This is a genomic window from Nonomuraea sp. NPDC050783 (genome assembly GCF_040802095.1).
Lineage (GTDB): Bacteria > Actinomycetota > Actinomycetes > Streptosporangiales > Streptosporangiaceae > Nonomuraea.
On the sequence record NZ_JBFAHK010000008.1, the window covers coordinates 223,855 to 248,140 of the forward strand.

The window sequence follows — 24,286 nt, forward strand, 5'->3', positions numbered from 1 at the left end:
GCCAGCCGTGCGGGCCGGTCAGTCGTGCGGGCCCGTCAGTCGTGCGGGTAGGTCTTGATGACCTTGCCGTTCCGGTCGGCGGCCAGGTAGCCGGTGCGGCGGTAGCTGTCGCTGACGTACACGAGCAGGACCTGGCCGGGGGTGGCGAAGGCCCAGTCGGGCTCCACGATCACGTAACGGGTGGTGGGCTTCGGCACGCCCAGGTCCTTGTCCGCCTTCTTGACCAGGGTGGGGAGGGCGTCCCAGTTGTAGCTGTCGAGATCCGCCGTGGGGCCGTCGATGGTGCCGCCGAAGCCGGACAGCTTGGAGACCCGGCCGTTGCGGTAGTCGTAGCGGTCGTAGACCTCGGGGTCGCCCTTCTTGGGGGCCTCGATGGAGGCGTACGTCGGGTACACCGTCATCCTGGCGACCTTGGTGCCGCCGATCGCGGGCTTGACCTTGGCGATCATGGCCTTGATGCCGGCCGGGGTCAGCAGGTTCTCCTGCTTCGGGGGGTCGGCGTCCTCGCTCGCGCTCTCCTCCGGTCCGGCGCTCGCCGCCGGGGTGCCGCGCAGCGCGGTCGGCTCGTCGATCACGTGTGTGCCGGTGCCGCCGAAGGGGAGCAGCCGCCACGCCAGCACGCCGGCCACGACCACGGCCGCCAGGGACACCGCGCCGATCGCGGCCCGGGCGCCGCCGCCGCCGGAGCGCCGGGAGCGGACGGTGCCGAGCTGCGACACCGGCGTCCCGCCGTACGGGGGCGTCCCGCCGTACGGGGGCGGCGACGCGACCGGCTGCCCGTAACCGCGCGGCCCGGATCCGTGCGGCCCGGATCCGTGCGGCCCGGATCCGTGCGGCACAGGGCCGTGCCCCATCGGCCCGTGCGCCATGCCCTGCCCGTGCCCGGCCCCGGTGGGAACGGGCACGGAGCCCGGCGCGGGCCCGGAGAGGGGGCTGGAGGCGGGTCCGGAGTGGGGACCCGGGGCGGAACCGGAATGAGGACCTGACGCGGGGCCGGAATGAGGACCTGACGCGGGGCCGGAATGAGGACCTGACGCGGGGCCGGAATGGGGGCCCGATGCGGGGCCGGAATGGGGGCCCGATGCGGGGCCGGGGAAGGGGCTGGAGGCCAGGCTCGGGGCGGGGCCGGGGAAGGGGCCGGGGGTGGGGGCGCCTGGCGGGGTGGGGGGTGGTGGGGCGGTGGCGGCGGTGGCGAGCATGTGGTCCAGGGTCTCGGCGTCCGGGCGGGCGGCCGGGTCGCGCCGCAGCAGCGCCTGGAGCACCGGGCCGAGCCCCCCGGCCCGCTCCGCCGGCGGCACCTCCTGGTTGAGCACGGCGGCCAGCGTCGCCAGGGTGGTGCTGCGGCGCAGCGGGTGCCGCCCCTCGACGGCCACGTACAGGAGCATGCCGAGCGACCACAGGTCGGAGGCCGGGTCGCCTTCCTGCCCGTTGATGCGCTCGGGCGCGATGTACTCGGGCGAGCCGATGAACGACCCGGTCGCCGTGAGGCTGGTGGACTCGCGTACCGCGGCGATGCCGAAGTCGGTCAGCACCGAGCGGCCGTCCTCGCGCAGCAGGACGTTGGCGGGCTTGACGTCACGGTGCTGGATGCCGACGGCGTGCGCGGCCCGCAGGGCGGACAGCAGCTCGCGGCCGAGCCGGGCGGTCTCGGCGGGCGTCATGGGGCCGCGCTGGAGGCGGTCCTGCAGCGAGCCGCCGGTGACCAGCTCCATCACCAGCCACGGGTAGTCGTGCTCGCCGGGATCGACGATGTGGTGGATGGTGACCACGTGCGGGTGGTTGAGCCGGGCCAGCGCCCGCGCCTCGCGCAGGACGCGGGCGCGCAGCTCGCGCGCGGCCGCCGGGTCGCGGGCCTCGTCGAAGGCGGGGTCGGGCGGCCGGACCTCCTTGAGCGCGACCTCGCGGTGGAGCGCCACGTCCCGGGCACGCCACACCAGGCCCATGCCACCGCCGCCGAGCCGCTCCAGGAGCTCGAAACGGCCGTCGATCACCCGATTGTGCATGCAGAGCAGCGTAGGGCCGGGGCGCCGCTCCCGTCATCCGGGATGATCGGCGCCGGTCATTCGCCCAGCTCGCTCAGCCGGCCGATGAGCGCGGTGCGCGAGGTGATCCCGAGCTTGGTGTAGATGTGGCTCAGGTGGTACTCGACCGTCTTGACGCTCAGCACCAGCTTGCGGGCCGCCTGCCGGTTGGTCAGCCCCTTGCTGATCAGTACGGCCACCGTGTGCTCCTGCGGCGTCAGGCCGAGCCTGGCGGTGTCCTGGGGGCGCAGCACCGCGCGGCCGCTGGCGGCCAGCTCCAGGTCGCACTGCTCCAGGTACGGCAGCGCGCCCAGCCTCGACAGCGTGAGCTGGGCCGCCTCCAGTTGCTCGGCGGCGGCCGCCCGGCGGCCCCTGCGGCGCAGGAACGTCCCGTACGCGAGCTGGATCCTGGCCTCCTCGAACGGCCGGTCGAGCTTGGCGGAGTGGCCGAGCGCGACCTGGTACAGGGTCTCGGCCTCGGCCGGCTCGTGCCGGGCGGCCAGCAGGCCGGCGCGGGCGCGGGCGGCGGCGGCCAGGACGCCGCGGCGCTCACCGTCCAGGGCCGGCGGCTCGCACGGCAGGAGCGCCTTCTCGGCCTCCTCCAGCCGCCCGGCGCTGACCAGGGCGTCGGCGAGCAGCGTGCGCCACAGGGCGACGGCGGTCCCGCCGGGCAGGCGGGCGCCGGTGAGCGGCGTGAGGGCGGTGACGACCGCCTCGTGGTCGCCCCGGGCCGCGGCGGTCACGGCGTCGGCGACCGCCGCGGCGATCAGGGCGGGGACGTTGCCGGGCAGGCAGGCGGCGCGGGCGGCCCGGACGTGCGCCGCCGCCCGGTCCCACTCGCCCCGGGCGGCCGGGACCAGCGCGGCCACGGCGTGGGCGTAGCTCGCCAGCCAGACCTGGCCGAGGTCGTCGGCGGTGGACGCGGCCAGCTCGGCGTGCGCGGCGGCCTCGTCCCAGCGCCCGAGCCGGTACTCCACCTGCGCCACCCCGGTCGCGGCCAGGAGCTGGAACGCCGCGGAGGCGCCGGCTCCGGCGGCCAGCGCCCCGCCGAGGTCGCCGTGGGCGCCGCCGAGCTCGTCGGTCGCCAGCCGCAGCACACCCCGCCCGAGCAGCGCGTCCAGCTCCCCGGGCTCGGCCTGCCCCGGCGTCCCGAGTCCCGCGCACAGCGCGTACGCCTCCTCCAGCCGCCCGGCCCATCCGAGCCCCAGCAGCCGGGCGAAGCGCACCAGCCCGCCGTCCCCCGCGCCCGCCCCGCCCTCGGGGAGAGCGGCGTCAGGTACAACCCGGTCCGCCCGGTCGGACCACAGGACGGCGGCGGGGGCGTCGCCGCGCAGCAGGGAGGCCAGGGCCTGGCGGGCGGCGATCCCCGCCGACCAGGACGGGTCGCCCGCGTGCGCCCAGGCGTCGTCCAGCCGCCGGGCGGCCTCCTCCAGCCGCCCCGCCACCAGGGCCACCGACCCCAGCGCGTAGCCGCGTACCGCGGGGTCGGCGGCCGGGGCGAGCTGCGCGGCGAGGGCGGCCGCGTCCGCGGGGCGGCCGGCGGCGAGCAGCGCGGCGACCGCCTCGGCGATCAGCCGGTCGCGGTCCGGGCCCTCGCCGGTGAGCTGGACGGCCCGGGTCAGGCAGCCGCACGCGCTGGGCCAGTGCCCGGCGGCCGCCTGCCGCCGCCCCGTCCTGGCGACCTCCCGTACCAGCTCCGCGTCCACCTGGTCGGCGGCGGCGAGCCGGTGGTGCAGGCGCTGGACGACGTCGTCCACCAGGTCGGCGGCCCGCAGGTGCAGGCCGCGCCGGGTGGCGGGGCCGAGGTCGTGGTAGATGGCCGCCCGGACCAGCGGGTTGGGGAAGCCGACCGAGACACCGGCCCCGGTCCGCCACTCCACCAGCAGCTCCGCGCCGGTCGCCCGCTCCAGCGCGGGCAGCGGCTCGGCCAGCTCGGCGACGCCGGCCACGAGGTGCAGCGGCGCGGGGGTGCCGAGCACGGCGGCGGCGGTGAGCAGCCGCTGCGCCGAGGGGCCGCACCGGCCGAGCCGGTCGAGGACGAGCGTGGTGTAGGCGCGGGGGGCGGGCAGCGGGGCGTCCACGTCGGCCAGGGTCTCGGCGCGTACCTGCTGGAGCAGCGCGCGGGCGTGCAGCGGCACGCCCCTGGTGTGCTCGTGCAGGCGCTCGGCGGCCCGCGGCGTCAGCCGGACCGGGCCGATGCGGGCGCTGAGCGCCTGGAGCTCGCGCGCGCTCAGCCCGCCGAGCGGCAGCCGGAGCGCGGCGCTGCTGCGCAGCAGCCGCCGCAGCCCCTCGGGCAGCCGCGGGTCGTCGCTCTCCCTGACGATCAGCAGCGCCAGCACCCGATCGGTACGCAGCCGCCGCAACGCGAACGTCAGCGCGTGCAGCGACGGCAGGTCCGCCCATCCGGCCCCGTCCACGGCCATGACGACCGGCGTGCCGCGCTGCACCCGCCCGAGCAGCTCCAGCAGCGCGGCTCCCACCGCGAGCGGGTCCGGGCACCCGGCGCCCGGGGCGGCCAGGCGGGCCAGTGGTTCGGGCAAGGGGTCCACCTGGGGGGCGAGCTGGCCCAGCACCCCGTACGGCAGCTCCGCCTCCCCTTCCTCCCCGCTCACGTCCAGGACGAGCGCGTTCTCGATGGCCGACAGGAACTCCCCGGCCAGCGCCGTCTTCCCGATCCCCGCCGGCCCTTCCAGCACCACCAGGCCGGAGCGGCCCTCGCCGGCGCGGACGAGCTGGGCGTGGAGAACCGCCAGCTCCCGGCTGCGGCCGACGAACTGCTCGTCCCGGGAGCGCTCGGGTCCGTTGCGGAGGGCGCGGGCTGTCATGGACTCCTCCCCTGACCGATTCATCGTGTTCCTTGGTCCGGCGACCGTCCAGTGCCCGCGTTGACCCGAGTCAGGTCCCGCCGTCATCAGGGCGTCGCCCCGGGGTAATCCCCAGGGCGATTCCTGATGCTCCCGGCAGGGCGCGTTCATACCGTCCAACGTGGACGAAAGCCCCAAGAGCCGGGAGAACATCATGCCGTCCTACATCGCAGAGGAGCAGCGGGGTACGGAGGCGCGGATCCTCGACGCGCTGTTCCCCGTGATCCTCCAGGGCCTCCAGCTGACCCACCAGGCGGCGGACGAGTTCGGCGCCCAGCCGCGCCGGCTGCCTGCGGGGCCGCGGATGGAGCACCGGCACATGGAGTACCAGCACCCGGTGCGGCAGCGGCACCCCGATCCCGAGTCCTACGCCCGGATGCTGGCCGACCGCTCCTTCATGGACGTCGCGGCCGTGCTCATGCCGGTCGTGCAGGCCGTCACGCCGCCGCTGGTGGAGCAGCTGCTGTCGTTCGGCCCGCCGAAGCCGGAGATCGACCAGAACGAGGAGGACCGCTTCGCCCAGTTCGTGCCGCAGCTCGTCGGCACGATCACGCCCATCGTCACGCAGGTCCTGCCGGGCCTGCTCCAGAGCGTGCACGGCGTACGCGCCGGCCACCCGGTACGCGTCACCGACCGCGAGCTGAACCAGCGCTACCTCGGCCCGCTCCTGCAGGCCATGCTGCCCGCCGTCATCACCAGGCTGCCCGACCTGCTGGCCATCGTGCACGGCGACCAGCGCGCCCCGGTCCGCCACGAGCGGGTGCCCGGTCACGGCATGCTCGACCTCGCCAGGATCGACAGGAACGACCTCGTCCACGCCCACCGGCTGCCCGACGGCGACGTCGTCCACCTGATCGAGAGCGCCGCCCCGCCCGGCACCACCGAGGTGCGGATCAGCACGGCCCCGCACGCGCTGTGGTGGAAGGGCGTGCAGGTCACCGGCGAGGGCGACCAGGAGATCTGCTTCACCGCGACCGACGCCGAGCCGCACGCGCGCTTCGACTCCAGGTCCGTGCGGTCCGGCGGGAACGTCGTGCTGTGGAAGGCCCAGATGTTCGGCGTCCGCACGCCGATGTACGTCATCCCGATCGGCGAGCTGTCGCCGGACGCCAAGTGCCTGACCTTCCACTGGGCGGCGGACTGATGACCGGGCCCACGCTGCGGCTCGGCAGCACAGGCGACGAGGTCCGGCGGTTGCAGGAGCTGCTGCGCTCGCGCGGCTACCGGCTGCGGGCCGACGGGTACTTCGGCGGCTCGACGTACGGCGCCCTGCTGAGCCTCCAGCAGCGCGAGGGCATCCCGGCCGACGGCGTGGCCGGGCCGGAGACCTGGCGGGCGCTCGGCGAGGCGCCGTGGACGCGCGAGCGGCCGGAGGCACGGCGGGGCGAGCGCGGCGGGTGGACCTTCATGGTCCACCTGATGGGCGACAACGACCTGTCCGACGCTGCGGGCCGCGACCTGGAGGAGCTGCGGGCCGTGCCGGCGCGGGACGGCGTGCGGATCGCCGTCTTCGTCAGGCCCCGGCAGGCCGGCGGCCGGGCCAGGCACCTGCTGCTGGGCCCGGACCGCGACCGCGACCTGGTCGAGGAGCTGCCCTCCGCCACCGACCCCGGCGACCCGAGGACGGTACGCACGTTCGCCCGCTGGGCGGCCGGCCGCGCGCCCGCCGAGCGGTACGCGCTGGTGCTCTGGAACCACGGCGCCGGGCGGCGGGCCGACGACCTCGACCGCCTCTACCAGGAGACCAGGGGCCGCCGGGTCGGGCACGACGTCGAGTCCGGCTACGTGCGGCGCACCCCGCGCATGGCCATGCCCGGCGAGGAGCCGACCTTCTCCGAGCTGGTCAGGCTGGGCGAGCACCCCGAGGTCGCCAAGGCCGTGTTCAGCGAGTCGGTGAAGCGGCTGCTGACGCTGCCCGGCGCGGACGAGCGCGCGGCGGCGGCCGGCGACGGCACGCTCCGCGTCCTGGACACGATCGAGCTGGGCAAGCTCGCGGCCCACCTCCAGCAGGACCTCGGCCGGCCGCTCGACCTGCTGGGCCTGGACGCCTGCCCGGCCGGCACCCTGGAGGTCTGCTACGAGGTACGCGACCACGCCGCCGTGGTGGTGGGCTCGGAGGAGTCCGAGCCCCACGGGGGCTGGCCGTACGCCGAGATCGTCCCGGCGCTCGCCGCCGAGCCGCACATGGACGCCCGCGACCTCGGCCGGGTCGCCGTCGAGCGGTACGCCGGCCACTACCGCGGCACGCGGCACACGGTCACGCAGTGCGCGATGGACGCTGGCCGCATCGAGGAGTTCATGCGGGAGTTCCACACGCTGGCCGGCGCGCTGCGGCAGCAGGTGCGCCTGAACCGGTCGGTCGTGGACAGCGTCCAGTCGGTCGCCGTCCGGTTCGCCGGCGACCGGTCGCTGGTGGACCTGCGTACGGTGTGCCTCGCGCTGGTCGCCGACTCGCGGACCGACCCGACGCTGGCCTCGGTGGCGGACAAGCTGCTGGCCATGCACCATCCGGGCGGGTTCGTCATCCAGGAGGCGCACCAGGGGCGGAAGGTGGAGCACTGCGGCGGCCTGTCGGCGTACTTCCCGGTCGATCGCACGATCTCCCGTTCCTACGCCGAGCTGGGCCTCGCCCGGCACACCGAGTGGGGCGACTTCCTCCAGGAGTACGCGAACGCGCGCACCATCAACCGGTAGGAGCCACGCACCGGCGCGAACCCGCCGGTGCCTCCGGGGGCTATTGCGGCACGGGACCGGCCGCAATAGCCCCTACCGTTGACCTCATGGATCCCCTCATCAGCCGCCGGGCGCTCAACCGGGCCACCCTCGACCGCCAGCTCCTGCTCCGGCGCACCGACCGGGACGTGGTGGACGTCGTCGAGCACCTGGCCGGATTGCAGGCGCAGACCCCGCACACCTGGTACACCGGCCTGTGGAGCCGGATCGAGGGCTTCGACCCGGTGGCGGCCGGCGAGCTGCTGTCCTCGCGCGCGCTGGTCCGCATCGCGCTGCAACGCTCCACCATCCACCTCGTCAGCGCCCGCGACTGCCTGGCCATGCGGCCGCTGCTGGCGCCGGTGACCGAGCGCATGACGCGCAGCACGTTCGGCCGGCGGCTGGCGGGGGTGGACCTCGACGAGCTGGCCAAGGTCGGCCGCGAGCTGCTGGAGTCACGGCCGATGACCTTCGCCGAGCTGGGACGTGAGCTGGCCACGCGGTGGCCGGAGGCCGACCCGCACGCGCTCGGCCAGGGCGTGCGCTGGCTGGTGCCGCTGGTGCAGGTGCCGCCGCGCGGCGTGTGGGGCAGGAGCGGGCCGGTCGCCCACACCAGCGCCGAGTCGTGGCTGGGCTTCGAGGTGCCGCCGATGACGGCGGGCGAGCTGGTGCGGCGCTACCTGGCGGCGTTCGGGCCCGCCTCGGTCAAGGACGTGCAGACCTGGTCGGGCCTCACCCGGCTGGCCGAGGTGGTGGAGACGCTGGACCTGGTGCGCTTCCGCGACGAGTCCGGCCGCGTCCTGTACGACCTGCCGGACGCGCCCCGGCCGCCGGAGGACACCCCCGCGCCGGTGCGGCTGATGTACGACTTCGACAACCTGTTCCTGTCGCACGCCGACCGCTCACGGGTGATCGACGACCTGGGCGCCGGCATGCTGGCCCGCTTCGCGGGCACCAACGTCCAGCCACGGGTGATCCTGGTGGACGGCTTCCCCGCCGGCGACTGGACGTTCCGCCGCGCCGGCGGCGTGGCCACCCTCGGCGTGCACCAGTGGCGGCCCGTCGCGGCGGGAGGAGAGGTGGAGCGGGAGGCGCGGCGGCTGCTGGAGTTCCTGGCTCCCGGTGACCGGCACGAGGTCGTCGTCTCCGACGGTCCCTCGATCTGAGGAGCCGGGCGCGGCCAGGCCGCCGAAGCGCCGGACCGCCTGGTAGTACGTCCAGGCGAGCCCGGCGCAGGTCCGCCTGGCCGCCGCCTCGGCGTACCCGGCGCACACCTGCCGCAGGTCATGGTGGAAGGCCGCGTCCACGCGCGCCTTGTTCTCCGCGAACCGGCCGAGGGCCGCGTAGTTGCGGTAGCCGAAGTCGTGCCGCCGGCAGGGCAGGCGGAAGTCGAAGCCGAGCGGCCGGTCGGGGCTGCCCGAGCACAGGTCGCTCGACCAGTCGAAGGCGTAGTCCGTCCAGGCGTCCCGGTGCTCCAGGACCGTCCGCCAGGCGGCGGCGCTCGGCGCCGTGGCCTGGGTGAGCGCGGCGAGCACGGCGAGCTTCTGCTCCAGCGTCACCGCGTGGGCGGGCGTCCAGGGCCCGAGGGCCGGCAGGACGGCGGCGAGAAGGACGAACCCGGCGAGACGCCGCCGGACCCCGCGAACCAGGACCCTGCGAACCAGGACCCTGCGAACCGAGACCCTGCGAACCGGGAGCATACGGACCGGGACCATGCGAACCAGGAGCATGCGCACCAGGTTCGCCCGGCGTCGCCGCCGGACGGCGGAGGCTCGGGTAACGCCGCGGTCAGGTTTCGTGCAGGCGGCGGATCATGGCCTGCTTGGCCGAGGCGAACTCCTCGTCGGTCAGCACGCCCGCGCGGTGCAACTCCCCCAGCTCGGCCAGCCGCCGCAGCACGGCGTCGTGCGCGTCGTCGCCGGGCGCCGGGGCCGGCGGCAGCTCGGGCACCTCGCGCGGCAGGCGGGCCAGCACCGCCGCCGCGACCAGCGCGGTCGCGCCGCCGAAGCGCTGGATGCCCCACGACACGCAGCGCAGGTCCTTCTGCGGCGACTGCGCCGGGCCCTCGCCCTTGATCCGGAAGCGCAGCGTGCCGTAGCCCATGCCGGACTGCGGCTTCCACTCCACGCCCGTCAGCTCCGACAGGGGATACTCCTGCGGCCCCGCCTTCTCCTTCTCCGAGCCGGCGAAGCCGGTCCACTCCAGCCGCACCCGCTCGCCGTCGAAGATCGCCGTGCCGTCGCCCGCGGTGGCCGAGATCGGCACGTCGGGGCCGGGCAGCAGGTAGTCCTCGCAGGGCCCGGTGGGCGGCTGGTAGATCTCCAGCGTGTCGCGGACCTCGTCGGCGAAGTACTCGGCCGCGCCGGTGCGGGCCTTGGGGACCGCCAGCCGGTAGGGGTCGGCGGGCGGCCCGAGCGTGCCGGCCACCACGTCGGCCAGCGGGTCGGCCCCCTTGCGCAGCCGCAGGCGCAGGTGCCCGCCCTTGCGGGCCGGCTCGAAGGTCAGCCCGGCGACGGCGTCGCGCGGCACCACGACCTCGCCCAACGTCCGGCGCAGCTCGTGGACGTCCTTGCCGCTGCCGGGCACGATGCGCAGGATCTCTCCGTTGAAGGTCCACGAACCGTCCGGGACGGCGAGCTCGGCCATGCCCTCAGCCTAGGACACGCCCGGGACGTGATCGCGCCGGAAGGATCCGGGGGCCGGTCAGGCGGGGCCGGCGAGCTGGGCGATGTCCCGCGCGCCGTCCTCGATGAGCTTGGCGGTCAGGTCGGCCAGTGCCCGCCCGACGGCCAGCTCGTCCCCGATGCCGGGAACCGGCCGGTCGTCCGGGTTGCGGCGGGCGTGCCCCACGCTCTCGTGCCCCTTGCCGTCCGGCGTGAACAGCACCGCCGTGGCCGTGGTCAGGGCGTCGTCATCGGTCTCGCTGATCCAGATCTGCACGTTCCATTGCTTGTACTCCACGCCGCTCACCTCCCTCGTCCGAGCTTCCTCCTTCCTCGCGGGGCGGTAAAGGAGACCAGGTCAGGCCGGGACCCCGGCCTCCGGGGCGACCTTCGCCAGCCAGGCCGCGGCCTCGTCGGCGGGCAGGACCCGGCGCAGCCGGACGGAGCCGCGCATCATCGGGTAGAGGCGGCCGGGACTCCAGGACCGCTGGTACGGGGGCGGGTCCAGGACGAGCACGCGGACCCCGTCCAGCCGGGGGATGTCGGCCGGGCGGCCCTCGTTCCATACCCACTTGCCGTACCCGTCCACCAGGTTGAACTGGCCGCGCACCGGCGGCGCGCCCGGGTCCACCGGCCCGTCGGCCGCGCCGCGCACCCACTCCGGGTCTGGCCGGACCCCCTCCAGCAGTCCTTCGGCGTCCGGGCCGCTCAGGGCGTCGGCCAGCAGCGTGTGGAGCTGGAAGTTGTCGCCGATGCCGCCGATCACCACCTCGTAGCCGCGGCCGGTCGGCCGGTGCAGCACGACCAGGCGCTCGTTGTCCAGCACCCGCAGCAGCCCGGCCAGGGACTCCAGGTCCGGGCGTTCGTCCAGCACCGTCCCGAGGGCGGCGATCAGCCGCTCGCGGCCCGGCACCGCGTGCCGCAGCCGCGGCGAGAGCTGGAGGATCGACACCACCGGCATGGCCCGCAGGTGCGCCAGCGACCAGGCGTCGGTCAGCTCCACCGCGGCCTCCCGGGTGAGCGGCGCGGCCGTGAGCCGGTCGGCGACCGCCTCGGTCCACTCGTGGTCGTCGTCCACCGGCTCGGGCGGCTCCCCGCCGGTGGCCGAGCGCCAGTGCGCGGCGAACGCGCCGGCCAGCTCCAGGCAGTCGCTCAGCTCGGCCACCAGCGGCCCGGCCACCGGCTCCGGATCCCCGCCCAGCTCGGCCAGCGCCCCGCAGAGCACGCCCAGCCGGGCCCCGATCCGGACGGGGACCCGCTCGAACAGGTCCCCGAGCCGCGCCAGGGTGGCCGTCAGCGCCTGGCCGTCGGCGGAGCGGGCGGCGCCGTACAGGCGCGGCAGCGTGTCGAGGAGGCGTGCGGGGTCCCGGTCGTCCACGGCGCGGCGGAGTTCATCGGTGAAATGATCGAGCATTGCGGAAGGCTACGACATCAGAGGTGACGTACGGCGCTCTTTCGGGGTGAACCCGGTAACGAGCGGCGGACGATCGGGTTGCGTCGATCGTCCGCGGGCGATCCGGTGAAAACCGGGTGATCAGCCCGTCCCTTTGTCGGCTTGCCTTCTCGTGACCACCGAGAGATCGTCCGCCGGGTCCGGGGGCGGTGCCGAGCGCCAGGACGGGCGGCGGCCGGTACGCGCGCCTCCTGGCGGAGGTCCGCCTGCCCACCGCCCCAAACGGCCCCAGGAACGCCGCAGGGCCCCGGGAACGCCGAAAGCCGCCGGCCTGCGGGAATCGCGGACCGGCGGCTTTCTGATCGGGTGCGCCGCCAGGGACTCGAACCCCGGACCCGCTGATTAAGAGTCAGCTGCTCTGACCAACTGAGCTAGCGGCGCAACAGGAGTAACTGTATCAGCCGCAGAGCAGTGCCCGCACACCGACGGGAGCCCGCGCATCAGCGGAGGCGGGCGGCCAGCCGCTCGTACGCCCCGATCACCAGATCCCAGAACCCGGGCACGTCCAGCGAGGTCGCCACCAGGGCGTTCGGCTCGCGGCCGGCCAGGTCGAAGTCGACGACGGTCATGCCCCGGGTGTAGAGACCGGCCGTCTCGACGTCGACCACGGCGGGCACGCAGGTGAACAGGGACGGATCCAGCGTGTACGCCACCGCGCACGCGTCGTGGATGGCCGGCCCGCCCTCGGCCGTGACCGCCATGTACGACTGCGCCCCGGTCACCAGCAGCTCCGCCAGCCTGCCGAGCGGCCGCATCCGGTCCAGCACGGCGGCGTTCACCACGGCGGTCAGGGTCACGTCCAGGCCGATCATCGTGACCGTCCAGCCGGCGCCGAAGACGATCGCGGCGGCCTCCGGGTCGGCGAGCATGTTGAACTCGGCGGCCGGGTTGTGGTTGCCGCGCGTGTAGGAGCCGCCCATGATGACCAGGTCGCGGGCCCACTCGACGATCCTGGGCTCGCGGCGTACGGCGAGGGCGAGGTTGGTCAGCGGTCCCACGGCCACCAGCGTGATCTCGCCGGGCGCGGCCCGCAGCGCGTCCACGATGAAGTCGACCGCGTGCCCCTCGGACGGCTCGCGCACCGGCGCGGGCAGCACGACGGCGCCGAGCCCGCTCGCGCCGTGCACGTGGTCGGCGCGCACGGTGTGCCGCAGCAGCGCGCCGGCGCTGCCAGGGGTGACCGGCACGTCCCCGAGGTCCAGGAACTCCCGCAGGGCCAGCGCGTTCGCCGTGGTCAGCGGGAGGTCCACGTTGCCGCCGACCGTGGTGACGCCGACCAGGTCGAGGGCGTCGCGGGAGCCGGCGGCCAGGGCGAGGGCGAGGGCGTCGTCGATGCCGGGGTCGCAGTCGATGAGAACTTTCTTCACGGGAACGGAGGATACGCACCGTTGCCCGGCACGACGCCCGGCCGGGGGTATGGATCGGGCCGGGCAGTTCCCCCAAATCTGCCCGGCCCGATCGTCGGCGGTCCAGGCCGGCGCTTTCCCCCAAAAACACCGGCGGTCCCGCACTTGCGGCTCGCGGTCCCCCTCCGCGTCCGCTTCGGTGAAGGTCGTACGGTCAGCAACCCAGTGCTGTGCTCCTGACCTGCTACAACGCTACCGAGACGAATGCAACGGTCGCGTCATAACGGGGTCGAATATCTGTTTAATCCGACTAGGGAAATCCCCGGCTAGGGCAGCTCCAGCCGGACCTCCGTCCCCTCCTGCAACGACCTGCTCACCGTGCAGTACTTCTCGTGGACCCGCCCGGCCACCGCGCGGAACACCTCGTCGGCCGCCTCCGACGGCAGCTCCACGTCGTACGTGACCGTCACCGGGCCCAGCTTGTTGGACTCGACCTTCTGCGACTCCACCGTCATCGCCAGCCGGACCAGCCGGTGCCCCCGCTGAGCGGTGAGCGGCTCGACGGTGACGATGTTGCAGCCGCCCACCGCGGCCAGCAGCAGCTCCACCGGCGTGAAGGCGCCCTCGTCGTCGCCCCCGCCGATCCGCACCTCGGCCCCTCGGGCGTTGGTGGCCCGGAATCCGCCGTCCTCAGTCCGCTCGACACGTACGTTAGCCATGTTTCAGACCCTACTCAGAAACCTCTCATGTTCGTTCAGGATCGTGGAGGCATGGCAAGCGAGGCGCATGCTCATCACGGTCCCGTTCTGTTCTGGTGCGGTGTCGCGGTAGCCGAGTTCGGCGCGATCCAGCCGGGGTTCGGCTACCCCTGGCGGCCCACGGCCTACGCCGCCGCCGCGCTGCTGGTCGCGCTCGGCCTGCTCACCGTCAAGGTCGCCGGCCGCCTGCGTACGGAGGAGGCGAGGCAGCGGCTGCGGCTCGGCGGTTACCTCGCCGGGGCGCTGCTGGTCGCCCATCAGTTCGCCTCGCCCGCGTACGTCACCGGCCTGAGCCGGGTCGGCTCGTTCCTGCTGTACGTCATGGCCGCGGCGATGGCGGTCCGGAGCCATAAGGTGCCGCCCGCCGCCAAGGGCACCCTGCTGATCGCCACCGGCCTCGACCCGGCCGCCCTGCGCGCCCGGCTGGCGGGCGCCGCCGCCGACACGGTCGCGATCTACCGTACCGACCGGGTCACCGACGAGCTGCGCGACCTCGCGGCCCGGCACCGGCTCATCCTCGTCGAGGGCGCGGAGCACGACCCGCGGGCCAAGGAGCGGGTCAGCGCCTCCGGGCTGAGCCGTGAGATCCCCGACATCGGCGAGCGCGCGGTGGTGGTGGCCGGCCCGCGGCGGTTCCAGAGGTACGTGGGCGGCGCCCTGTCGCGCCTGGCCGTCCCGAAGGCGCGGATCCACTTCACCTCGGGGCAGCGGGTTTAGTCCCACCATACGTACCACCTGCCACTGTGGTCGGTGGACAAGGAGGCAAGGTGACGACTTTCCCCGGAACCGCTCGTGTCGAGGTGATCTCCGGCCTGCCGGTGAGCGTGGACATCCGTACGGCGCTGCCGGCCCGCGAGCTGACGCCCCTGCTGGACGACGCGTTCGCCTGGCTGACCTGGGTGGCCGACACCTTCGACCCCGGCAGGCCGGGCAGCCAGATCGACCGGCTCAACCACGGGCGCACGATCCGGCAGATCCCGGAGCTCGTCGAGGTCCTGCACCGCTGCGACGAGCTGAGCGAGGCCACCGGCGGCTGGTTCGAGGCCCGCATCAAGGGCGTGATCGACCCCTCCGGCTACATCAAGGGCTGGGCGCTGGAGCGGCTGTCCCGCGCCCTGGTCACGGCCGGTGCCGTCGATCACCGCATCACGGCGGGCAACGACATCCGGGTACGCGGCTCGGCGGCCCCCGGCGAGCCCTGGCGCGTCGGCATCCGCGACCCGCGCAGGGACGTCGTCCGCAAGGTCGTCCTCGCCAACAACCTGGGCATCGCCACCTCGGGCGGCACCCGGGTGCTCGACCCGCGCACCGGCGAGGCCCAGGAGGGGGTCGGCTTCGTCACGGTGCTCGGCCCCGACCTCGGGCAGGCCGACGCCTACGCCACCGCCCTGTACGCCATGGGCCCGGTCCTCGGGCGCCGCTTCGCCGCCGGGCTCGCCGCGCGGGAGCCGTACGAGACGCTGATCGTCAGCCGCGACGGCCAGGAGTTCACCACGCCGGGCTTCGCCGCCCACTACGGCGCCGAGTCCCGCCTGGCCGGCTGAACGACCGGCCGGACGGGACCCGGCGCTCGGGTGTCGGGGTCAGGCGCCGGAGGTCAGGCTTCGGGGTGCTCGCGGAGGTATTCGAGGTACACCGGGCGCAGTGCCTCGCCCAGCTCGCCCTCGCCGGCCGCGATGGCGTCGGACAGCAGCGCCGACACCTTCGTCAGGTCGGCGTCGGTCTCGTGCCCGGCGGCCGCCTCGGCGGCCGGGATGACCTTCAGCAGATCCCACAGGAAGCCCAGGTCGCCGTGGCGCACGGCGTACCGCACCGCCCGATCGTGCAACTCGTGCGCCGGCAGAGCCTCCAGCTCGTTCACATTCATGTCGCTCCCTTCCCCGCACGCCTCTTCCCCCCGCCGGGGCGGCGATAACCGGTGACTACGAAGAGTGACGACCGGGCACGTAGTGACCGACGGCCCTATCGCAGCGCCGATCACAAGTGGGAGGATCAATCAGCGTGAGATTCATCATCAGAACCCTCGCGGCGGCCGTGGCTCTCTGGGTGGCCATCCAGTTCGTGCCCGGCATCGACGTCAACGCCCCCACGAACTCGGCCAGGTACTGGGGAGTCCTGGTGCTCGTGGCGCTGATCTTCGGCATCGTGAACGCGATCGTGCGGCCCATCGTCAAGGCGCTCGGCTGCGCGATCATCGTCCTGACCCTGGGCCTGTTCCTGCTCGTGATCAACGCGGCCATGCTCCTGCTGACCAGCTGGATCTCCGGCCAGTTCGACATCCCCTTCCACGTGGACAACTTCTATCCGGCGGCGTTCTGGGGCGCGATCATCGTGAGCGTCGTGAGCTGGCTGCTGGGGCTGATCATCCCTGACGGCGACTGACATCCCTCCCGTGCCGGACGTGGTGCCGCTCGACGGCACCGGACTGACCTGCGCGCAGGTCCACGACATCGCCCACGGCGGGGCCCGGGTCGCGATCGCCTCCCTCGACCGGGCCCGTGCCGCGTGGGTCACCGCCCAGGAGCTGACCAGCCCGGTGTACGGGCGCAGCACCGGCCTGGGCGCCAACCGGGACGTCCCGCTCCAGGAGCCGGGCCTCGACCTGCTGCGCAGCCACGCCGTCGGAGCCGGGCCGGAGATCCCGGCCGCCCGCGGGCGGGCGATGCTCGCGGTCCGGCTCAACCAGTTGCTCGCCGGCGGCTCGGGGCTCGACCCGGCCGTCCTGCCCGTCCTGGCGCGGGCCGTCAACGACGGTTTCACCCCGCCGGTCCGGACGTACGGCGCCATCGGCACCGGCGACCTCGCCGCCCTCGCCACCACGGCCCTGTGCCTGCTGGGCGAGCTGCCCTGGCGGCACGACCCCGCGACCGCCGCCGCGCCGGAGCCCCGGTTCCCGCTCGCCTCGGGCGACGCGCTGCCGTTCATCAGCTCGAACGCCGCCACCCTGGCCGACGCCGCGCTCGCCTGCCACCGCCTGCGGACGCTCCTCGACGCCGCCGTCGACGTCGCCGCCCTGTCGTTCACCGCCGTGGACGCCTCGGCCGAGCCGCTGGCCGCCGCCGTGCAGGAGGCCCGCCCCCATCCCGGCCAGGCCGCCGTCGCCGACCGCCTGCGCGGCCTGCTCGCCCGCGCCTCGGCCGCCCGCGTCCAGGACCCGTACGGCTTCCGCGCCTTCGCCCAGGTGCACGGCGCCGCCGTGGACGCGCTCGGCCGCGCCGCCGCCGCCGTCGAGACCGACCTCAACGCCGCCGCCGAGAACCCGCTCTTCGCCGGCTCCCTGGCCTGGCACAACGGCAACTTCCACACCGCCCCGATCGCCCTCGCCCTGGACGCCCTGCGCGCCGCGGTCGCCCAGACCGCCCAGCTCAGCACGGCCCGCCTGGCCACCCTCATGGACCCGGCCTACACCGGCCGCCACCGCTTCCTCGCCGAGCGGCCGGGGGCGTCGGGGGCGCTGATCCTGGAGTACGTGGCCCAGGACGCCCTGGCCGAGCTGCGCCACCTGGCGAACCCGGTCACGACGGGCACCGCGGTCATCTCACTGGGCGTCGAGGACCACGCGGGCTTCGCCACCCAGGCCGCCCGCCACGCCCTGCGCTGCCTCGAACCGCTGGCGATCGTCCTGGCCTGCGAGCACGCCGCCGCCACCCGCGCCCTGCACCCGCAGCCCCCCGGCCACCCCCTGACCGCCGACCTCACCGCCTCCCTGCGCGCCCTCACTCCCCACCCACCCCTCTGAGCGCGCCGGCCGGCGAGTCATGATCACTCCCGGGTAGGGTGAGGGCATGCTTTGACGCCTGCCCGGCACTCGGGCACCCCCGCCGTCTCCTTCGTTCCTCGCACCTGACCTTGAGCTGACGAAGGAGACTTTTCCATGACCAAGTCGATCTCCATCGACGTTCCGGACGCGTTCGCCGCGTCCTACGGCGCGCACGGCGCCGAGGCGCGGGCATGGATCGCCGAGCTGCCCCGGCTGGGCGGCGAGTTCCTCGACCGGTGGGAGCTGCGGCCTGACGGCCCGCCCGCCTACGGCATGGCGTCGCTGGTCCTGCCCGTGCTCCGGTCCGACGGCACTCCCGCCGTCCTGAAGCTTCAGCAGCTCCGGGAGGAGACCGCAGGCACGGCCACCGGCCTGCGGGCGTGGAACGGCGACGGCATCGTGCGCCTGCTCGACCATGACGAGAGCAGCGCCACGCAGTTGCTGGAGCGGCTGGACGCGACCCGGCCCCTGTCCTCGGTCCCCGACGACACCACGGCCCTGCGGATCCTGGCCGAGCTGATGGCACGGCTGACCTCGGTGCCCGCCCCGCAGGGCCTGCGGAGGCTGGCCGACCTCGCCGCCGCCATGCTCGACCAGGCCCCGCGGGCGGTGCCGGCCCTGCGCGACCCCGCCGAACAGCGGCTGGTGCGCACCTGCGCGGCCGCCGTGGCCGAGCTGGCCGGCGAAGCCGGCGACCGGCTGCTGCACTGGGACCTGCACTACGACAACGTCCTGGCCGGAGAGCGGGAGCCCTGGCTGGCGATCGATCCCGAACCGCTGGCCGGCGACCCGGGGTTCGAGCTGCTGCCGGCCCTGGACAACCGGTGGGACGAGGTGGAGGCCACCGGTGACGTGACCCGCGCGGTGCTCCGGCGCTTCGACCTGCTGACCGAGGCCCTCGGCCTGGACCGGAAGCGAGCCGTCGGCTGGACGCTCGGCCGCGTGCTGCAGAACGCCCTGTGGGACGTCGAGGACGGCAGGACGGCACTGGAACCCGCCCAGGTCGCCATCGCCACGGCCCTGTCGCACCGCTGGTGAGCGCCCGCCCTCTCCCCCTCACGCCCGGGAGGGACACGGACGGGGCCGGGAGCCGTCGCCGCGCACCGGGGCGACGCGGGCGGGTCAGGGGAGGAGGCGGGCGACGGAGCCGCGCTCGCGCAGGGTCGGGGACTGGGTGACACGCCGGCGGCGGACGGGCCCGTCGGCGGCGGCCGCGACGAGGCGGACGGCCGCCCGGACGATCCCGTCGATGTCCCAGTCGACCGTCGTGAGCCCCGGCGTCAGCAGCCCCGACATCGGGTGGTCGTCGTAGCCCATGACCGACACGTCATCGGGGATCGACAGCCCCAGCTCCTGCGCCGCCGCGTACACCCCGTAGGCGATGGAGTCGGCGAAGCAGAAGACGGCGCTGGGCTTCCTGGCGAGCAGGATCTCGCGGGCGGCCGCGGTGGCCCCGGCGGGCCCGTGCTGGGCGGGGGCGACCTCGATGTCCAGCCCCAGCCGGTCGGCCTCGGCCGTGACGTGGACGTCGGCGGGCCGGTCGGGGGTGCTGGCGCGGGTGGGGGTGAGGACGGCGATGCGGCGGTGGCCGAGGTCGCGCAGGTGCTCCAGGGCGAGGGTGACGCCGCGCCGGTTGTCGAAGATGACCTCTCCGGCGGTGCCCGGCAGCGAGTCGCCGATGGCGACCACCGGCAGCGACGCGCACAGCTCGGTCCAGAACGCGGCCGCCGGGTCGAGCGGCTGGACGATCATGCCGTCCACCCGCTGGTCGCGGAGCTGCTGGGCGAGGACCCGCTCCCGGGCCGGATCGCCCACCGCGTCGAGGATCAGGGCGTAGCGGTCCTTCTCCCGCAGGCCCCTGCTGATGCCGACCGCCAGCGACTGCTGCCAGAGGTCTTCCAGGGAGCCGCAGAGCAGGCCGATCATGCCGGTGCGCCCGCTGGCCAGGGCCCTGGCGATGGGGTCGGCCTCGTAACCCAGCTCGGCGGCCGCGGCGCGCACGCGCTCCATGGTCTCCTCCGACACCTGGAGGCCGCGCAGCGCGTAGGAGACGGCCGCCGGCGACAGGCCGGTGGCCTGGGCCACCTCACGGATCGTCGCTCTCTTGCGAGGCATTCCGTCAGCTTATTGCCTGCCACTGACAAAGAAGTGCCCGCGGGTGGCTCCGCCGGCCTTGCGCGCGGGAGGCGCGAGCCGTTGACAGGACGGAGGTGAAACGGTTCACTGAACCGTATCACTGAAGCGTTTCACATCTTCGATTCCGCAGTGTAGAGTCTTTGCATGTAATACTAGTAGGGAATGCAGGGAGGTGTGATCGTGGACGGTGCCGTCGATGTGCACCAGCATCTGTGGACCAGCTCGTTCGTCGCGGCGCTGCGGGCCAGGACCGCGCCGCCCCGCCTCGACGGCTGGACGCTGCTCCTCGACGGCGAGCCGCCGTACGAGGTGGACCCGGCCCACCACGAGCACCGCGACACCACCGGCCTGGACCTGGCGCTGGTGTCGCTGTCGAGCCCGCTCGGCGCCGAGTTCTTGCCGCCCGAGGAGTCCTGGCCGCTGCTCGACGCCTACCACGAGGGCGCGCTGGCGCTCGGCGAGCCGTTCGGCGTCTGGGCGGCCACCTGCCACAGCGAGCCCGACCCCGACCGGCTGGCTAAGGACCTCGACCGCGGCTGCGCCGGCCTGCAGATCCCGGCGACGGCCGAGCCGGACGACCGGCTGCTGGAGGTGCTGACCGACCGGGACCTGCCGCTGTTCGTGCACCCCGGCCCGGCGCGCGTCCCGGCGGGGGCGCCCGCCTGGTGGCCCGCGGTGGTGCCGTACGTGCAGCAGATGCACGCCGCGTGGTACCGCTTCCGGGCCGTCGTCCGGCCCCGGCACCCGCGGCTGCGGGTGTGCTTCGCGCTGCTGGCCGGCCTCGCGCCGCTGCACACCGAACGCCTGATCGCGAGGGGCGGCTCCGGCCGCGGCCTGGTCGACCCCGGCTTCTTCGTGGAGACCTCCTCCTACGGCCCGCGCGCGATCGACGCGGTCGTCCGCGAGCTCGGGATCGACGTCGTCGTCAACGGCTCCGACGCTCCCTACGCCACCGCGCCGGACCCCGGACTCGGGGCCGCCGCCACCCACGCCATCCGGGTGACCAACCCCCGCCGCCTGCTGGGCGCGCGGCACAGGGCGACCGATCCCACAGCAAGGAAGGAGATCCGTACGTGAGCACCGACCAGATCCAGCAGGACGTGGAGACCTGTGCCGCCCTGCCCGAGCGCACCCTCGACCGGCGCGAGCTGCGCCGGCTGGTGGACCGGCTGGCCGAGCGCCCGCAGGAGTGGCGCGGGCTGGTGGACTTCCCCGAGGACGGCGGGCGGCACTACGCCTCCCTGCACCGCGACGCGTACGTGGACGTGTGGGTGCTGTGCTGGCGCCCCGGCGACGACACCGGCTGGCACGACCACGACATCTCCTCGGGCGCGGTGCACGTGGTGCAGGGCGCGCTGCTGGAGTGCAACCCGCGCATCGGCGGCGAGCACCTGGAGACGGTGGTCGCGGAGGGGCAGTCGTTCTCGTTCGGGCCGGACCACATCCACCGGCTGAGCGGCGCGGTGGAGCACAGCGTCTCCATCCACGCCTACTCGCCGCCCCTGTGGCGGCTCGGGCAGTACTCGATCGACGACACCGGCGTGATGCGCCGCGTGTCGGTCAGCTACGCCGACGAGCTGCGGCCCCTCGACGTGGCCTGAGGGCGGGCGCCTCAGCGCGGCCGCAGCACGCAGCAGCTTCCGCAGGGCTCCACGTCGGGGAGCGCGATCCACAGGCAGCAGGTCCTGCGGAAGTAGCCGTCGCCGGCCGGCTCGACCAGCCCGTCGACCGGCCGGCCGACCTGCCTGAGCAGCGCCATGTAGTCGCCGCGCACGATGGAGGTCAGCGGGTGGGCGAACGCCTCGGCCGTCGAGCCCCACAACGTGCGCTCGCCCACCTTGGCCAGGGTGCTGACCGCGGTGACCAGCGGCTGCTGCGTCTCGGCCAGCGACCCGGCGATGGCACCGGCGCCCTCGTGCCAGCTCACGCTCGTGGCGGCGATCGTCACCCCGGCGCCGGAGGTCCTGAAGTACGTCTCCGGCAGCGGCATCACCGGCACCCGCCCGTCGAGCGCCCAGCCGAGCACCATGGGCAGCGTGTGCCAGTAGCCGAAGGTCTTCCAGAACAGCGCCGCGCCGACGTGCCGCGGCGCGTTCCAGCGGGCGGCCGTCTCCTCGATCAGCTCGTCCAGCAGGGTGTACGGCTCCCGCATCAGCTCCGTGACCGGCGTCCAGCTCTCGTCCGGCTCGATGACGAGGGCCGGCTCGACGCCGATGACACCGCCGCGCTCGCCGGCGATGCGCCGGAGCGTCTCGGTCAGCACGCGGGGACCCCTTCCTCCCAAGGTCATGCTCACCCGAACGTAGCAGGGCGGCCCGCGAGCCAGCCGGCCAGGATCTGCAACGCCAGCACCCCCAGGCCCACGACCAGCGGCACCGACCAGCCGCCCGACAGCTCGCGCAGGAAGCCGAACAGCAGCGGGCCGAGCGCGGCGATGACGTAGCCGGCCGACTGGGCCACGGCCGACAGCGCGGTCACCGTGGCCGGGTCCGCCGGGCGCAGCGCGATGATGAGCAGCACCAGCGCGAACGACGCGCCCTGCCCGACGCCGAGCACCACCATCCACACCCACGGGACGGTGGTCGGGGCCAGCAGCACGCCGAGGTAGCCGAGGGCGGTCAGCAGGCCCGCGCCGACCACGTACGGCACCTGCGAGGCCCGCCGCCCGGCCAGCACCGGCACCGCGAGCGAGGCGGCGACCTGCACCAGGTTCGTCAGGCTGAGCAGGTAGCCGGCCTGGTCGGCGGGCACCCCGCGCTCCAGGAAGATCGTCGGCAGCCAGGCCAGGACGACGTAGAAGGTCAGCGACTGCAGGCCCATCAGGGCGGTGATGTACCAGGTGACGCGGGTGCGCAGCACGGTGCCGAAGGGCCGGGGGCCGTTGCGCGGGACGTCCTGCCTGCCGAGGGCCTGCGGCAGCCAGAGCAGCGCCGCCAGCAGGGCGGGCACGGCCAGCAGCCCCGTGACCCCGCGCCAGCCGAACCCGGTCACGTGCTCGACGGGCACCACCGCGGCCGAGGCGGCGGCCGCCCCGCCGGCCACGGCCGCGACGTAGACGCCGGTCATCAGGTTGATCCTGGACGGGAAGTGCTGCTTGACGATGCCGGGCATGCACACGTTCATGACCGCGATCGCGGTGGCGGCCAGGGCCGAGCCGAGGTAGAGCACCGGCGCGCCGTCGAGGCCGCGCAGCGCCACGCCGCAGGCGATGACGAGCAGGCCGGCCAGCAGCGTGCGGTCGAGCCCGACGCGCCGCGCCAGCAGGGGCGCGAGCGGGCCGAACACGCCCAGGCAGAGCACCATGACCGTGGTGATCGCGCCGCCGCCCGCGGGCGACAGCCGCACGTCGTTCATGATCTCGTCGAGGAGGGGGGAGACGCCCGCGATGGCCGGGCGCAGGTTGAGCGCGGCCAGGACGAATCCGGCCACGAGCACGGCGGAGCGCAAGGACATAGGGCCCCACTCTGGCACACCGGCTTGACAACGTTGTCCGGCCCCTGCCTGGTAAGACATCATCCTGGCGTGGAACCGACTGGCGTGAGACCGACGATGAAGGACGTCGCCACGGCGGCGGGCGTGGCGCTGAAGACCGTCTCGCGCGTGGTGAACGGCGAGCCGGGCGTCCGTCCGGCCACCGCCGAGCGCGTCCGCGCGGCCATCGAGCGGCTGGGCTACAGCCGCAACGAGAGCGCGCGGGTGCTGCGCAGGGGCAGGACGGCCACGATCGGGCTGGTCATCGAGGACGTCGCCGACCCCTTCTACGCGGGGCTCAGCCGGGCCGTCGAGGACGTGGTGATCGGCCACGGCTGCCTGCTGCTCAGCGGCTCGTCCGGGGAGCAGCCGGGCAGGGAGCGGGAGCTGGTCGAGACGTTCTGCGCCCGGCGGGTGGACGGGCTGGTCATCGTCCCGGCCGGGGACGACCACGGCTACCTGCGGCCGGAGCTGGCGGCGGGCACGAAGGTCGCCTTCGCCGACCGGCCGCCTGGGGCGGGGTTCGACGCCGACACCGTGCTGGCCGACAACGCCGGCGGGGCCGAGCAGGCCGTCCGGCACCTGCTGGGGCACGGCCACCACCGCATCGCCTTCCTCGGCGACGACCCGGCCATCTACACCGCCGCCGAGCGGCACCGCGGCTACCGCGACGCCCTGGGCGGCCTGTACGACCCGCGCCTGGTGGCGATGCGCCCGCCGGCGCCGGGGACGGCGCGGGCGGACCTGGAGCGCATGTTCGCCCTGGACCGGCCGCCCACCGCGCTCTTCACCGGCAACGGGCGCTGCACGGTGGCCGCCCTGCGGGCCCTCGGCGGGCGCGAGGTCGCGCTGGTGGGCTTCGACGACTTCGAGCTGGCCGACCTGCTGCGGCCGGGGGTGACGGTCGTGGCGCAGGACCCGGCCTGGATGGGACGCGTCGCGGCGGAGCTGCTCTTCCGCCGCCTGCGCGGCGACGGCGGGCCGCCCGAGCACATCCAGCTCCCGGTCCGCCTGATCCCCCGCGGCTCGGGCGAACTCCCCCCTCGCGCCCCCTGACGGAAACCCCCGGCCCGGCCGGTCGGTCGGCAGGGCGGAGGCACGG

Annotated in this window: 22 protein-coding genes, 1 tRNA gene and 1 pseudogene; 11 read left to right on the plus strand and 13 right to left on the minus strand. The window is 74.7% G+C overall.

Translation table 11 applies throughout. The features are described from left to right. Window positions 1–35: 35 nt before the first annotated feature. Together AB0H75_RS23680 and AB0H75_RS23685 are read right to left on the minus strand one after the other, a co-directional pair. Window positions 36–2,003, minus strand: a complete 1,968-nt coding sequence (locus AB0H75_RS23680; RefSeq protein ID WP_367799438.1) for a protein kinase — start codon at window positions 2,001–2,003, stop codon at window positions 36–38. A gap of 56 nt (window positions 2,004–2,059) precedes the next feature. Beyond that, complete coding sequence (locus tag AB0H75_RS23685; RefSeq protein WP_367799440.1) at window positions 2,060–4,846, minus strand: AAA family ATPase; 2,787 nt, start codon at window positions 4,844–4,846, stop codon at window positions 2,060–2,062. 160 nt (window positions 4,847–5,006) lie between these two features. Here AB0H75_RS23685 and AB0H75_RS23690 point away from each other — a divergent pair, with 160 nt between their 5' ends. The 3 genes from AB0H75_RS23690 to AB0H75_RS23700 all read left to right on the plus strand — a co-directional run bounded on the left by AB0H75_RS23690 (window position 5,007) and on the right by AB0H75_RS23700 (window position 8,763). Then, entirely contained in the window at window positions 5,007–6,029 is a 1,023-nt protein-coding gene (locus AB0H75_RS23690) for a hypothetical protein (RefSeq protein ID WP_367799442.1), read from the plus strand. Then, on the plus strand, window positions 6,029–7,579 hold the full coding sequence (locus AB0H75_RS23695) for a clostripain-related cysteine peptidase (protein ID WP_367799444.1): 1,551 nt from the start codon (window positions 6,029–6,031) through the stop codon (window positions 7,577–7,579). The genes AB0H75_RS23690 and AB0H75_RS23695 overlap by 1 nt, the downstream gene beginning before the upstream one ends. Before the next feature lie 86 nt (window positions 7,580–7,665). Further along, a complete protein-coding gene (locus AB0H75_RS23700; protein WP_367799446.1) occupies window positions 7,666–8,763 on the plus strand; it encodes a winged helix DNA-binding domain-containing protein in 1,098 nt (365 codons plus the stop codon). Between the two features lie 33 nt (window positions 8,764–8,796). Here AB0H75_RS23700 and AB0H75_RS23705 read toward each other — a convergent pair. The 7 genes and pseudogenes from AB0H75_RS23705 to AB0H75_RS23735 all read right to left on the minus strand — a co-directional run. Further along, window positions 8,797–9,327, minus strand: a pseudogene (locus AB0H75_RS23705) (phospholipase); the annotation flags it as partial. A 58-nt stretch (window positions 9,328–9,385) separates the two neighbouring features. Then, on the minus strand, window positions 9,386–10,243 hold the full coding sequence (locus AB0H75_RS23710) for a DUF4429 domain-containing protein (RefSeq protein ID WP_367799448.1): 858 nt from the start codon (window positions 10,241–10,243) through the stop codon (window positions 9,386–9,388). Between the two features lie 57 nt (window positions 10,244–10,300). After that, window positions 10,301–10,558, minus strand: a complete 258-nt coding sequence (locus AB0H75_RS23715; protein ID WP_367799450.1) for a DUF1876 domain-containing protein — start codon at window positions 10,556–10,558, stop codon at window positions 10,301–10,303. A gap of 60 nt (window positions 10,559–10,618) precedes the next feature. Then, window positions 10,619–11,674 (minus strand): hypothetical protein, encoded by a 1,056-nt coding sequence (locus tag AB0H75_RS23720; RefSeq protein WP_367799452.1) that lies wholly within the window; start codon window positions 11,672–11,674, stop codon window positions 10,619–10,621. A gap of 346 nt (window positions 11,675–12,020) precedes the next feature. Next, window positions 12,021–12,094: transfer RNA gene (locus AB0H75_RS23725), tRNA-Lys, on the minus strand. 59 nt (window positions 12,095–12,153) lie between these two features. Beyond that, on the minus strand, window positions 12,154–13,080 hold the full coding sequence (locus tag AB0H75_RS23730; RefSeq protein WP_367799454.1) for a nucleoside hydrolase: 927 nt from the start codon (window positions 13,078–13,080) through the stop codon (window positions 12,154–12,156). Window positions 13,081–13,385: 305 nt separating this feature from the next. After that, window positions 13,386–13,778, minus strand: coding sequence for an OsmC family protein (locus AB0H75_RS23735; protein WP_367799456.1), 393 nt, complete (start codon window positions 13,776–13,778; stop codon window positions 13,386–13,388). Between the two features lie 51 nt (window positions 13,779–13,829). Between AB0H75_RS23735 and AB0H75_RS23740 the strand changes: the two genes are divergently transcribed. Next, the gene (locus AB0H75_RS23740) at window positions 13,830–14,534 is read left to right on the plus strand and encodes a hypothetical protein (RefSeq protein ID WP_367799458.1); all 705 of its coding nucleotides are present in this window, start codon (window positions 13,830–13,832) and stop codon (window positions 14,532–14,534) included. 50 nt (window positions 14,535–14,584) lie between these two features. Next, entirely contained in the window at window positions 14,585–15,361 is a 777-nt protein-coding gene (locus AB0H75_RS23745) for an FAD:protein FMN transferase (protein ID WP_367799459.1), read from the plus strand. A 53-nt stretch (window positions 15,362–15,414) separates the two neighbouring features. On the opposite strand, the gene AB0H75_RS23750 is transcribed toward AB0H75_RS23745, so the two are convergent. Beyond that, window positions 15,415–15,684, minus strand: a complete 270-nt coding sequence (locus AB0H75_RS23750; RefSeq protein WP_367799461.1) for a hypothetical protein — start codon at window positions 15,682–15,684, stop codon at window positions 15,415–15,417. Window positions 15,685–15,818: 134 nt separating this feature from the next. Between AB0H75_RS23750 and AB0H75_RS23755 the strand changes: the two genes are divergently transcribed. The 3 genes from AB0H75_RS23755 to AB0H75_RS23765 all read left to right on the plus strand — a co-directional run bounded on the left by AB0H75_RS23755 (window position 15,819) and on the right by AB0H75_RS23765 (window position 18,615). Next, window positions 15,819–16,199, plus strand: coding sequence for a phage holin family protein (locus AB0H75_RS23755; RefSeq protein WP_367799463.1), 381 nt, complete (start codon window positions 15,819–15,821; stop codon window positions 16,197–16,199). Between the two features lie 10 nt (window positions 16,200–16,209). After that, window positions 16,210–17,556 (plus strand): aromatic amino acid ammonia-lyase, encoded by a 1,347-nt coding sequence (locus tag AB0H75_RS23760; RefSeq protein ID WP_367799465.1) that lies wholly within the window; start codon window positions 16,210–16,212, stop codon window positions 17,554–17,556. Window positions 17,557–17,691: 135 nt separating this feature from the next. Further along, window positions 17,692–18,615, plus strand: a complete 924-nt coding sequence (locus AB0H75_RS23765) for an aminoglycoside phosphotransferase family protein (RefSeq protein WP_367799467.1) — start codon at window positions 17,692–17,694, stop codon at window positions 18,613–18,615. An 84-nt stretch (window positions 18,616–18,699) separates the two neighbouring features. Here the strand turns inward: AB0H75_RS23765 and AB0H75_RS23770 are convergent, their stop codons facing one another. Next, window positions 18,700–19,692: a LacI family DNA-binding transcriptional regulator gene (locus AB0H75_RS23770; RefSeq protein ID WP_367799469.1), complete on the minus strand. Its 993-nt coding sequence runs from the start codon at window positions 19,690–19,692 to the stop codon at window positions 18,700–18,702. Between the two features lie 201 nt (window positions 19,693–19,893). On the opposite strand from AB0H75_RS23770, the gene AB0H75_RS23775 reads away from it, so the two are divergent. After that, window positions 19,894–20,790: an amidohydrolase family protein gene (locus tag AB0H75_RS23775; RefSeq protein ID WP_367799471.1), complete on the plus strand. Its 897-nt coding sequence runs from the start codon at window positions 19,894–19,896 to the stop codon at window positions 20,788–20,790. Further along, entirely contained in the window at window positions 20,787–21,314 is a 528-nt protein-coding gene (locus AB0H75_RS23780) for a cysteine dioxygenase family protein (protein ID WP_367799473.1), read from the plus strand. Before AB0H75_RS23775 ends, AB0H75_RS23780 begins: the two co-directional genes overlap by 4 nt. Window positions 21,315–21,325: 11 nt before the next feature. On the opposite strand, the gene AB0H75_RS23785 is transcribed toward AB0H75_RS23780, so the two are convergent. Next, complete coding sequence (locus tag AB0H75_RS23785) at window positions 21,326–21,976, minus strand: hypothetical protein (protein WP_367799475.1); 651 nt, start codon at window positions 21,974–21,976, stop codon at window positions 21,326–21,328. A 29-nt stretch (window positions 21,977–22,005) separates the two neighbouring features. Then, window positions 22,006–23,166: a CynX/NimT family MFS transporter gene (locus tag AB0H75_RS23790; protein ID WP_367799477.1), complete on the minus strand. Its 1,161-nt coding sequence runs from the start codon at window positions 23,164–23,166 to the stop codon at window positions 22,006–22,008. A gap of 84 nt (window positions 23,167–23,250) precedes the next feature. On the opposite strand from AB0H75_RS23790, the gene AB0H75_RS23795 reads away from it, so the two are divergent. Next, window positions 23,251–24,240 carry a LacI family DNA-binding transcriptional regulator gene (locus AB0H75_RS23795; protein WP_367799479.1) on the plus strand — a complete coding sequence of 330 codons (990 nt, stop codon included), beginning with the start codon at window positions 23,251–23,253 and terminating at the stop codon, window positions 24,238–24,240. The last annotated feature ends 46 nt before the right edge of the window (window positions 24,241–24,286 follow it).

What these genes read in the sequence shown, in the direction of transcription:
- AB0H75_RS23680 (WP_367799438.1), bottom strand. Translation starts at nt 2,003, where the DNA reads ATGCACAATCGGGTGATCGACGGCCGTTTCGAGCTCCTGGAGCGGCTC.
- AB0H75_RS23685 (WP_367799440.1), bottom strand. Translation starts at nt 4,846, where the DNA reads ATGACAGCCCGCGCCCTCCGCAACGGACCCGAGCGCTCCCGGGACGAG.
- AB0H75_RS23695 (WP_367799444.1), top strand. Translation starts at nt 6,029, where the DNA reads ATGACCGGGCCCACGCTGCGGCTCGGCAGCACAGGCGACGAGGTCCGG.
- AB0H75_RS23700 (WP_367799446.1), top strand. Translation starts at nt 7,666, where the DNA reads ATGGATCCCCTCATCAGCCGCCGGGCGCTCAACCGGGCCACCCTCGAC.
- AB0H75_RS23710 (WP_367799448.1), bottom strand. Translation starts at nt 10,243, where the DNA reads ATGGCCGAGCTCGCCGTCCCGGACGGTTCGTGGACCTTCAACGGAGAG.
- AB0H75_RS23720 (WP_367799452.1), bottom strand. Translation starts at nt 11,674, where the DNA reads ATGCTCGATCATTTCACCGATGAACTCCGCCGCGCCGTGGACGACCGG.
- AB0H75_RS23735 (WP_367799456.1), bottom strand. Translation starts at nt 13,778, where the DNA reads ATGGCTAACGTACGTGTCGAGCGGACTGAGGACGGCGGATTCCGGGCC.
- AB0H75_RS23740 (WP_367799458.1), top strand. Translation starts at nt 13,830, where the DNA reads ATGGCAAGCGAGGCGCATGCTCATCACGGTCCCGTTCTGTTCTGGTGC.
- AB0H75_RS23750 (WP_367799461.1), bottom strand. Translation starts at nt 15,684, where the DNA reads ATGAATGTGAACGAGCTGGAGGCTCTGCCGGCGCACGAGTTGCACGAT.
- AB0H75_RS23765 (WP_367799467.1), top strand. Translation starts at nt 17,692, where the DNA reads ATGACCAAGTCGATCTCCATCGACGTTCCGGACGCGTTCGCCGCGTCC.
- AB0H75_RS23770 (WP_367799469.1), bottom strand. Translation starts at nt 19,692, where the DNA reads ATGCCTCGCAAGAGAGCGACGATCCGTGAGGTGGCCCAGGCCACCGGC.
- AB0H75_RS23790 (WP_367799477.1), bottom strand. Translation starts at nt 23,166, where the DNA reads ATGTCCTTGCGCTCCGCCGTGCTCGTGGCCGGATTCGTCCTGGCCGCG.